7 protein-coding genes, 8 tRNA genes and 2 rRNA genes are annotated in these 10,153 nt (G+C 40.9%); all 17 read right to left on the bottom strand.

What is annotated here, in order from left to right; genetic code table 11:
- Positions 1-302: 302 nt before the first annotated feature.
- Positions 303-2,105, bottom strand: coding sequence for a glutamine--fructose-6-phosphate transaminase (isomerizing) (gene glmS, locus FAR12_RS22925; protein ID WP_126411067.1), 1,803 nt, complete (start codon positions 2,103-2,105; stop codon positions 303-305).
- 519 nt (positions 2,106-2,624) lie between these two features.
- Positions 2,625-3,974, bottom strand: coding sequence for a phosphoglucosamine mutase (glmM, locus tag FAR12_RS22920; protein ID WP_126411066.1), 1,350 nt, complete (start codon positions 3,972-3,974; stop codon positions 2,625-2,627).
- Between the two features lie 26 nt (positions 3,975-4,000).
- Positions 4,001-5,236, bottom strand: coding sequence for a CdaR family protein (locus FAR12_RS22915; RefSeq protein WP_126411065.1), 1,236 nt, complete (start codon positions 5,234-5,236; stop codon positions 4,001-4,003).
- Complete coding sequence (gene cdaA, locus FAR12_RS22910) at positions 5,229-6,056, bottom strand: diadenylate cyclase CdaA (protein ID WP_126411064.1); 828 nt, start codon at positions 6,054-6,056, stop codon at positions 5,229-5,231. Before cdaA ends, FAR12_RS22915 begins: the two co-directional genes overlap by 8 nt.
- A gap of 108 nt (positions 6,057-6,164) precedes the next feature.
- Positions 6,165-6,839 (bottom strand): anti-sigma factor family protein, encoded by a 675-nt coding sequence (locus FAR12_RS22905; protein ID WP_126411063.1) that lies wholly within the window; start codon positions 6,837-6,839, stop codon positions 6,165-6,167.
- Between the two features lie 16 nt (positions 6,840-6,855).
- Entirely contained in the window at positions 6,856-7,419 is a 564-nt protein-coding gene (gene sigW / locus FAR12_RS22900; protein WP_126411062.1) for an RNA polymerase sigma factor SigW, read from the bottom strand.
- A gap of 267 nt (positions 7,420-7,686) precedes the next feature.
- Entirely contained in the window at positions 7,687-8,583 is an 897-nt protein-coding gene (gene rocF / locus FAR12_RS22895; protein ID WP_126411061.1) for an arginase, read from the bottom strand.
- A 290-nt stretch (positions 8,584-8,873) separates the two neighbouring features.
- Positions 8,874-8,946: transfer RNA gene (locus tag FAR12_RS22890), tRNA-Lys, on the bottom strand.
- A gap of 7 nt (positions 8,947-8,953) precedes the next feature.
- Positions 8,954-9,028: transfer RNA gene (locus FAR12_RS22885), tRNA-Gln, on the bottom strand.
- A gap of 136 nt (positions 9,029-9,164) precedes the next feature.
- Positions 9,165-9,248: transfer RNA gene (locus FAR12_RS22880), tRNA-Tyr, on the bottom strand.
- Positions 9,249-9,271: 23 nt separating this feature from the next.
- Positions 9,272-9,347 (bottom strand) — tRNA-Thr (locus FAR12_RS22875).
- A gap of 45 nt (positions 9,348-9,392) precedes the next feature.
- Positions 9,393-9,468: transfer RNA gene (locus FAR12_RS22870), tRNA-Val, on the bottom strand.
- A gap of 43 nt (positions 9,469-9,511) precedes the next feature.
- Positions 9,512-9,586: transfer RNA gene (locus tag FAR12_RS22865), tRNA-Glu, on the bottom strand.
- Positions 9,587-9,611: 25 nt separating this feature from the next.
- Positions 9,612-9,684 (bottom strand) — tRNA-Thr (locus FAR12_RS22860).
- Positions 9,685-9,716: 32 nt separating this feature from the next.
- Positions 9,717-9,791, bottom strand: a tRNA-Asn gene (locus FAR12_RS22855).
- 22 nt (positions 9,792-9,813) lie between these two features.
- Positions 9,814-9,930 (bottom strand): 5S ribosomal RNA (gene rrf / locus FAR12_RS22850).
- Positions 9,931-10,061: 131 nt separating this feature from the next.
- A 23S ribosomal RNA gene (locus tag FAR12_RS22845) occupies positions 10,062-10,153 on the bottom strand; the annotation flags it as partial.

Raw genomic sequence — 10,153 nt, 5'->3', positions numbered from 1 at the left:
ATTGAGTACATATTGTTCGCCTGCTCTTATTTCGTCACTCTTCCTTCCGCTCTGGATACCAACTATTTAGCAGTAGGTACCGACTTTTTAGCACGGGGAAGTGGAAAGTAACAGCTATATACCTTGATTCATATTGATTTTACGATTGATTATTGATTGAGTACATATTGTTCGCCTGCTCTTATTTCGTCACTCTTCCTTCCGCTCTGGATACCAACTATTTAGCAGTAGGTACCGACTTTTTAGCACGGGGAAGTGGAAAGTAACAGCTATATAGCAGTTGTTTTTGTTTCTGCTCTTCTTTATTCCACAGTAACGGACTTCGCCAAGTTACGTGGCTTATCTACGTCACATCCACGGTGTAGAGCAGCGTAGTAAGAAATTAATTGTAATGGTACGACAGAGATAAGAGGTGTTAATAGTTCATGCACTTCTGGGATGACAAATGTGTCTCCGTTCATTTCTAAGCCTTGCATAGAAATGATGCATGGGTTTGCTCCACGGGCAACGACCTCTTTGACGTTTCCGCGGATGCTTAGGTTTACACTTTCTTGTGTAGCTAAAGCAATGATTGGTGTACCATCTTCGATAAGAGCGATCGTACCATGCTTTAATTCTCCACCAGCAAAACCTTCAGCTTGAATATAAGAAATTTCTTTTAGCTTCAATGAACCTTCAAGACCTACGTAGTAGTCAATTCCACGGCCGATGAAGAATGCGTTACGTGTGTCAGCTAAGAAATCACGAGCGATTTGCTCGAATTCATCCTTCTCATCACAAAGAGCTTCCATTGCGTTTGCAATAATTCCAAGCTCTTTTGTTAAGTCAAATTCAAGAGCAAAGCCACGAGCTTCTGCTGTTACAGCTGCTAAAATAGATAGAACCGCAATTTGCGCAGTATATGCCTTTGTAGAAGCAACCGCAATCTCAGGACCAGCATGTAATAACAATGTGTAATCCGCTTCACGAGAAAGAGTAGAACCTGGAACGTTTGTTACCGTTAATGCCTTGTAACCCATTGCTTTTACATTTACAAGAACTGCACGGCTATCTGCAGTTTCTCCACTTTGAGAGATGAAAATGAACAATGGCTTTTCAGACAATAATGGCATGTTGTAGCCAAATTCACTTGCGATATGAACCTCTACAGGAATCTTCGCCATTTTTTCGATCAGCTGCTTACCAACAAGACCTGCATGATAAGAAGTACCAGCTGCAACAATGTACACGCGATCTGATTCTTTCATAGCTGCAACGATCTCTTCATCCACATGTAAAGAACCGTCTTCGTTACGGTACTCTTGAATGATTTTACGCGTTACTAATGGCTGCTCATCGATTTCTTTTAGCATGTAATGAGCATAAGTTCCTTTTTCAATGTCACTTGCATCAATTTCCGCTGTAAATGGAGCACGGTTCATCGTTTCGCCTTCAAGCGTCACAATTGTTACCTCGTTTTGCTTAACAATAACCATTTCCTTATCCATTAACTCAACAAATTGATTTGTCACTTGAAGCATTGCCATCGCATCACTTGCAACAACATTAAAGCCTTCGCCAAGACCAACAAGAAGTGGACTTTTGTTTTTCGCAACAAAAATGGTATCCGGAGTTTCAGTATCTAAAAGAGCAAACGCGTAAGAACCATGCACAAGCTTTAATGTCTTGCGGAACGCTTCTTCAACTTCTAAGCCCTCTTTCATGAATAATTCAATCAACTGAACAACGACTTCTGTGTCAGTTTCACTCTTTAATGCAACGTCCATTAAATACTCTTCTTTTAACAGCTCATAGTTTTCAATTACACCATTATGAACAAGAGTTAAACGCTCTGTTGTGCTTTGATGTGGATGGGCATTCACAACACTTGGCACTCCATGAGTCGCCCAACGCGTATGACCGATCCCCATATTAGCTGAAACATTTGCATCGACAACCATACGTAAATCAGCAATTCTGCCTTTTTCTTTAAAAACATGTACGCCATCTGCATTCATTACAGCGATACCTGCTGAGTCATAGCCTCTATATTCTAGCTTCTCTAAGCCTTTAACTAAAATTTCCTTTGAGTCATTATTTCCAATATAACCAACGATTCCGCACATATTTTTCTTCCTCCCAAATAAGGGGGCAAGAAACCATTCTTTTAAAAGGGGCACTTGCCCCCTTATCTCTGTTTTTTTAGTATATTATTTGTATGCATTTTCTCTTCATTGTCCACTAAGTCGCCTTCAGTGATTTAGAAAAAGAAATAACGATCTGCATACGAAACCGGGAGGCACCCGCCGAATATCGATTAACCTCCACCTCGTCAACTAACAACCCTTTTCGTCCAGTCATTAGTTCAGGCGCTTTTAAAACTTTTAAAATCCTACCCACCTTTCTATTTTGAGTAAAAGCTTTGTAAAAAATTCTCTTACGCCGATTAGACGTGCTGGTCGTCCATAAAGTTACATCCAGCATGAAAATGATTTACAAAAACAGGATTATCATACCCCACATTCTTGTAGTTCGTCAACTAAAATCCAAGCAAATGTGATGATACTCCCAATTACAAAATATGCATAAGGGGTTGTATGAGTCCCCTTATGCACAGAAGTTCCATTATTTACTTAGGCCTACTACTATTCCTCTAAGCCCATTTCCTCTTTTACAACCGCTGCAATTCGCTCTACATAAGAAGCACATTGCTCCTCTGTTGGCGCTTCAGCCATCACGCGGACAAGTGGCTCTGTTCCTGAAGGACGGACAAGGATACGTCCATTTCCGTTCATTTCTTCTTCCACTTCTGTAATAATCGCTTTTACTTTTTCATTATCAGTTACGTGATACTTATCCGTTACACGAATGTTCACTAGCTTCTGTGGGAATTTCTCCATTTCATTCGCTAATTCAGATAATGGTTTTTTCGTCATTTTCATGATATTCACGAGCTGTAATCCTGTTAAAAGTCCATCACCAGTCGTATTATAGTCTAAGAAAATGATGTGGCCAGATTGCTCTCCACCTAGGTTAAATCCGCTTTTCTTCATTTCTTCAACAACATAGCGATCGCCAACTGCTGTTTGAGCACTCTTAATCTCATGTGCTTCTAAACCTTTGTAGAACCCAAGATTACTCATAACCGTTGAAACCACTGTATTATGCTTTAATCTTCCGTTTGCGTTCATGTATTTTGCACAAATATACATGATTTGGTCGCCGTCCACAATGTCCCCATTTTCGTCGATAGCAATCAGACGATCTCCATCTCCATCAAATGCTAATCCAACATCTGCTTCTCTTTCCTTCAAGAAAGCTGCTAAAGCTTCTGGGTGTGTTGAACCTACGCCATCATTGATATTTAATCCATTTGGTGAAGCGCCCATCGTAGATAGGTCTGCCTCTAGGTCTGCAAATAAATGAGCTGCTAACGATGATGTTGCTCCATGGGCACAATCAAGTGCAATATGTATACCAGAGAAGTCCTCATCAACGGTTTGCTTCAAGAATTGAATATATTTCTGTCCGCCTTCAAAATAGTCATTTACTTGTCCAAGATTTTCCCCAACAGGTCTTGGTAATTCATCCTGCTCTAAATCTAAAAGTTCTTCAATCTCAAGCTCCTGCTCATCAGAAAGCTTAAAGCCATCCGAACCAAAGAATTTAATCCCGTTATCTGCAACCGGATTATGGGAAGCAGAAATCATAACACCTGCCTGAGCTCCCAATACTTTAGTGAGGTAGGATACACCTGGTGTAGAAATCACACCTAAACGCATAACCTCCGCTCCGATTGATAGCAACCCAGCAACTAGGGCTCCTTCTAGCATATGTCCAGAAATTCGAGTATCGCGTCCAATTAATACCTTTGGTCTTGGTTGATTCTTTGTTAAAACATATCCTCCAAAACGTCCTAATTTAAAGGCAAGCTCTGGTGTTAATTCACTATTCGCAACTCCGCGAACCCCGTCCGTACCAAAATATTTACCCATCTATTCTCGCTCCTTTTTATCCTTCGTTAAGCTTCTTTCTGAGTTATGGAGATTCTTCCAGTGTCTTTTGCTAGCTTCCAATTTACGCTATCTGGACCATCGACTAAAATTTTCACATCGTGATCCCCAGCATCAAGGCCTGATGCATCCACATAAACCTGAAAATCTGATGCATTAATAGAAGAAATCTCCTCTGTTGTTCCAGTAATCGTGACGTTCATCGAGCCATTCGAAGGGTCACGAAAGGCTGCTTTATATTGGTCGGATAGACCTTGAATCGAAATCGGTAAATTGCTTAAGGTCTTACTTTCCGATTTATTCGCTTTGATGGTGACCTTGACCAATTGTGGATCAACAGCCACAATCCCATCTGAGATAATGACCGGTAATGATAGCTCTGTATCCCCTGTAATTTCACTGACATCTACTTCAACACGAACAGATTCAGTTTTATCTAAAAGATCTTTTTCCGCAATAATCGTTGCTTCATCGTTTTCTAATGTAATTGAGTCAATGACGACCCCTTCAGGTGGCGTCCCATTCTCGACGATGCGAATCGGCACCTTTTTACTAGATGCCTTAATTGGAATCGTTACTTCAACCGTTCTCGGTTCGACGACGACGTCCAATTTATTAAGTTCTTGGTCAAGGACTAAGATCTCTGCTTCTTGCTTTAATGTATCTTGAATCGGGCCCTTCACATCCAAAGTTGCCTTCACATATGAAATTTTATCTAGAACATCCTTGGCACCGGTAATTTTCACTTTTTTAGGATTGATTTCTGCGGCATCGGAAATGTATCCATCTGCTAAGATACCTGTATTGAATTCCGCTTCTACGCTGAATTCTTTTGTTACTTTTTCTTGAACCGATACCTCTACTGTTTCCGGCTCGATCTTCACCGTTAATCGTTCTGAGATATCACGGATTTGAATAGGTACTTCTTGCGTACCAATTTCCGCTTCAGTCAAATCAACGTAAACTTCAAAGCCTCTTTGGGTAACAGCTTGTTGTAGGTTCGATTTTGGACCAGAGATCGTAATCGTAACCGTTTCTGGTACTCCTGAAACAACTAAATTCTCTGTATCATAATAACTTGTAACTGGTACATTTTTAATGATTTCTGCATCTTGGTCCTGAGGGACATTTATGACAGACTGATTCTCCTGGTTCACATTTTCAAAAAGTAGCAAGGCTAAAATAAGCGCAAGGACACGAATAAACCAAGGATTTTCAATGAGTCTATTAATAAACTTATCCATTTGCTTTTCCCCTCCAGTTCCAGAGACCTGAAGAAGCAGGTTTAGATTTTACATCTGAAATTAATTCTGCAGATAATAATTCTCTAAACTTATCTAATTTCAAATCGCGATGCAATTCTCCATTTTTCGTTAAAGAAATGGCACCTGTTTCCTCTGAGACAATAACTGTCAAGCTATCAGTAACCTCACTAATTCCCAATGCTGCCCGATGCCTTGTCCCTAATTCTTTTGAGATAAAAGGACTCTCAGACAACGGCAAATAACACGCCGCCGCAGCTACCATATTTTTCTGTAAAATGACGGCTCCATCATGTAAAGGCGTATTCGGAATAAAAATATTAATGAGTAGCTCAGATGAAATATTGGAGTTAAGCGGGATACCCGTCTCTATGTAGTCAGCTAAACCTGTCTCTCTTTCAATCGAAATAAGAGCTCCAATTCGACGTTTTGCCATATAATCTGTTGCCTTCACGATGGCTTCCACCATTCGTTCCTGTTCTTCTTCTTCCTGATAACCACTTCGAGAGAAAAATTTACCACGGCCCAATTGCTCAAGCCCTCTTCTTAACTCTGGTTGGAAGATGATTACAAAGGCGACTACTCCCCATATGAGTACTTGCTGCATCATCCAGTTCAAGGTTTGTAAATGGAACTTGTCACTAATCAATGTGACAATTAAAATCACAAAAATCCCTTTTAATAATTGAACCGCTTTGGTTCCCTTAATCATCATGATGAGCTTGTAGATCACGTATGTAACAAGGAGAATGTCAATGGCATTAATCAATAAATCCAATAGATCAAAATTTCCAATCGACATGGGTCTTCCTCCAATTAAATATTTCAAAAGCACGAAGGCTTTATTATCGACTCATTCCCCTATAGTATATCATAATCTTAAAAAACTCCACTTTTGAAAGAAGTGCCTTCACAGAAAAACAGCCACTCCAAGTGACTGTTCTTCCGCGCTCTCATTATCTTCAAAAAAGTTAACGACTTCTTTAGCAGTGTTTTTCATATGATACCATATCCACTCGAATATCGCATTGATTTCTTTTACTTCTCCGGTCACCTGACCAGCAGAGGCCATATATTTTTCCCCATTAACGATCTCCCCGTTAATGACCGTGGCATTTCCATCGATTTGTCCTTCGACTCGAAGGCTACCATTTCGGACCACTACGTCTCCTTTGACGACTGCGCCTTCCGGTACAATGACTGTGTCATGGTCAATGACGAGATTCGGCTGCTTCGAAACCGATAGAGCCTTCTCTGTATTCCAGGTTGATAACAAGCTGCCCATCATGAGTACCATGAAAAGGGAAGCCGCTGTAAGGATTGGATGGTGTCTAAGCCATCTTTGAACGCCAACTTTTTTCTTCTCCTTCGGCAATGCATTCATCACTCGCATTGTAAAATCGCCTGGAGCAGCTATATGGGCAACACTTTTTACTAAAGCAAGTGATTTTTCCAATTCTTGAAAATGTCTATGACAATCTCCACATTTCGAAAGATGTGCCTTTAGTTCTAATGCATCCTCCTTAGAGATTTCTTCATCTAAGTACTCGTGCATATAAGCTATATACTTCTCAGGACATTTCAACGTTTTTCACCTCTCATTAAACATTCCTTAATTGATGTCTCAACGCTTCTCTTCCTCGGTGAATCCGTGTCTTCACGGTCCCCAAAGGCATATCCAGTATCTCACTGATTTCATTTAATGAAAGTTCTTCAATATACTTGAGCACAATCACGGAGCGATACTTTTCTGGTAAGTTGGAGATCTCTCTCTGAATGATGTCTTGCAGTTCCATCTTTTCTACCTCGTCTTCAGGTAGTCTCGTGTCTGACGGAATCTGCGAATACATAGTAAGCCCATCTGTTCCAGAGACCTCGGCATCTAAGTAGTAATCAGGTTTTTTCTTCCGTATCCGGTCGATACATAAATTCGTTGCAATGCGATAGAGCCACGTAGAGAATTTTAGTTCGATATTAAAGCTTGCTATATTAACATATGCACGAATGAATGCTTCCTGTGCCATATCTTCGGCTTCATGACGATTGCCAAGCATACGATAACAAAGCTGATACACCTTGTCCTTGTACAGTTCAACAATCTCTGCATAGGCGTTTTGATCACCTTTTAAAACTTGTTTAATCCTTTTCTTAATTATTGCGTCCATGGTTTCTATTTACCTCCGCTCTACTGCGGCTATTCGATATACGAATCGATAGCAGAAAAAGTTTCATTTTTTAATAAAACTTTTTTCACACCTACTATTCTAACAAATAAATCCAATTATTGTTAAAGAATTTATGGGAAAGGAGAACTATACATCTGTGGTCTTATTTGAGGATGTTTGTGATCCAAAAAAATAAGAGCCCAAGTATACGAATAGGACTCTTAAATAGTATTAATCAATTTTAACTATATTATCATCGGTGATCTTTTATAACAATTTTTCTCCAAAAAGAGATCCCATTAACGCTACCGCTAATGTAGCGGTTTTGTTCTTGTCATCTAAAATCGGATTCACTTCCACAAACTCCGCAGACGTAATTAGATTTGCTTCCGCGAGCATTTCCATCGCCAAATGACTTTCCCGATAGCTGATGCCTCCATTGACTGGTGTTCCCACACCAGGTGCTTCCACTGGATCTAAGCCATCTAAATCTAAGGATAGATGAACGCCATCAGTCTTGTGCTGTAAGTACTGAATACTTTCTTCTATTACTTTCGTCATTCCTAGTCGATCGATTTCATGCATGGTATAGACCTTAATACCTTTTTCTTTGATTAATGCTCTTTCACCTTCATCCAAAGAGCGTGCTCCAATAATCACAATATTCTCGGGTCTTACTTTTGGCTGATATCCGCCAATATTTGTAAGCAACGGATGACCAAGTCCCAAACTAACAGCTAACGGCATCCCGTGAATGTTTCCAGACGGGGAGGTTTCAGCGGTATTCAAATCGCCATGGGCATCATACCAAATCACACCGAGATTTTGATAATGCTTTGACACGCCTGCTAACGTACCAATCGCAATACTATGATCTCCCCCTAAAACCAACGGAAATGAACCAGATTCAATGACTTCATCTACTTTTGCAGCCAGCTTAGTCGTCTTCTCTGCAATTAGTTCTAGATTCCTTAAATTGGATTCTTGATCAATACTGACCTCTGGTCGCCCAATTGGGATGTCACCTAAATCCTGAACTTCATCAAATAAGCTTTTCAGTCTTTCGTTTATTCCAGCATACCGAATCGCACTTGGTCCCATGTCTACACCTCGTCGCGTCTGTCCAAGGTCCATCGGCATACCAATAATCGCTAATCTCTTCATTTCTTTTCCCTCCCCCTTCTATATCTATCTCTATTTTAAACGCTTACATTCCTTTGACTCAACTCGACATATTTGTGTATATATATGCAAAAAAGCACTTGGAGCCGTAAACTCAAGTACTTTTCATTAGATTGTATATGGATTTTTGCTAAAACCTGCTTTTTTATTGGATTGCACGAATTTCAGAGGTGATTGCGTATCTCCCGCGACCCCCACCTTGACAGGGTGGTGTTCACCTCTAGCCGATTTAGGCAAAATAAAAATCCTTAAGATATTATCTTAAGGATTAATGAGCCATGAAGGACTCGAACCTTCGACCCTCTGATTAAAAGTCAGATGCTCTACCAACTGAGCTAATGGCTCGTAATAATGGCTGGGCTAGCAGGATTCGAACCTACGAGTGACGGAGTCAAAGTCCGTTGCCTTACCGCTTGGCTATAGCCCAATAGTTAAATGTAAAATTCAAAAATAAAAAGGACTCTTTTTAGCTTGTCCCATTTTTTTGTTTTTATAGCTTTCTTTTACGTTTCGTAAAACATCGTGGAATGCTATTTTACTCCGCTACACTTTGTAAAAAGCAGTGGTGGAGGGGGACGGATTCGAACCGCCGAACCCGAAGGAGCGGATTTACAGTCCGCCGCGTTTAGCCACTTCGCTACCCCTCCGCAGTAAAAGACAAAAAAAATAATGGTGCCGGCCAGAGGACTTGAACCCCCAACCTACTGATTACAAGTCAGTTGCTCTACCAATTGAGCTAGGCCGGCATATAAGGAACGTTATTTTACTCCGCTACGCTTCGTAAAAAACACTGGTGGAGGATGACGGGATCGAACCGCCGACCCCCTGCTTGTAAGGCAGGTGCTCTCCCAGCTGAGCTAATCCTCCATATGGAAAGCTATTTTACTTCGCTACGCTTCGTAAAAAGCATTGGTGACCCCTACGGGATTCGAACCCGTGTTACCGCCGTGAAAGGGCGGTGTCTTAACCGCTTGACCAAGGGGCCATTATAATATTGTTATTGTTACGCAAGCTTCCAACCGGGCTCGAACCGGTGACCTCTTCCTTACCATGGAAGTGCTCTACCTGCTGAGCTATGGAAGCATAAAATCTAGCTCACTTCTAATATTAAGAAATGGCTCCGCGGGTAGGACTCGAACCTACGACCGATCGGTTAACAGCCGATTGCTCTACCACTGAGCTACCGCGGAATAACAATAGAATTTTTTATTTGCCCGGCAACGTCCTACTCTCACAAGGGGACAGCCCCTAACTACCATTGGCGCTGAGAAGCTTAACTTCCGTGTTCGGTATGGGAACGGGTGTGACCTTCTCGCCATCGTCACCGGACCAATAAATTATCAAGACAAATTCTATTATACTGATTTTATTCGTTTTTTCAAGGGTTTTTTTAAGTATTTCACTTTTTATTCCCTCAAAACTAGATAATGCTGAAGAAGAAGAATTACGTTGTCATCTATTTGGTTAAGTCCTCGAACGATTAGTATCAGTCAGCTCCACACGTCACCGCGCTTCCACCTCTGACCTATCAACCTGATCATCTTTCAGGGTT

It is taken from the genome of Bacillus yapensis (genome assembly GCF_005280205.1).
Lineage (GTDB): Bacteria > Bacillota > Bacilli > Bacillales > Cytobacillaceae > Robertmurraya > Robertmurraya yapensis.
Note: the sequence above shows the minus strand (reverse complement) of the source record. Positions and strands in the feature narration are given on the sequence as shown.

What these genes read in the sequence shown, in the direction of transcription:
- glmS (WP_126411067.1), bottom strand. Translation starts at nt 2,105, where the DNA reads ATGTGCGGAATCGTTGGTTATATTGGAAATAATGACTCAAAGGAAATT.
- glmM (WP_126411066.1), bottom strand. Translation starts at nt 3,974, where the DNA reads ATGGGTAAATATTTTGGTACGGACGGGGTTCGCGGAGTTGCGAATAGT.
- FAR12_RS22915 (WP_126411065.1), bottom strand. Translation starts at nt 5,236, where the DNA reads ATGGATAAGTTTATTAATAGACTCATTGAAAATCCTTGGTTTATTCGT.
- cdaA (WP_126411064.1), bottom strand. Translation starts at nt 6,056, where the DNA reads ATGTCGATTGGAAATTTTGATCTATTGGATTTATTGATTAATGCCATT.
- sigW (WP_126411062.1), bottom strand. Translation starts at nt 7,419, where the DNA reads ATGGACGCAATAATTAAGAAAAGGATTAAACAAGTTTTAAAAGGTGAT.
- rocF (WP_126411061.1), bottom strand. Translation starts at nt 8,583, where the DNA reads ATGAAGAGATTAGCGATTATTGGTATGCCGATGGACCTTGGACAGACG.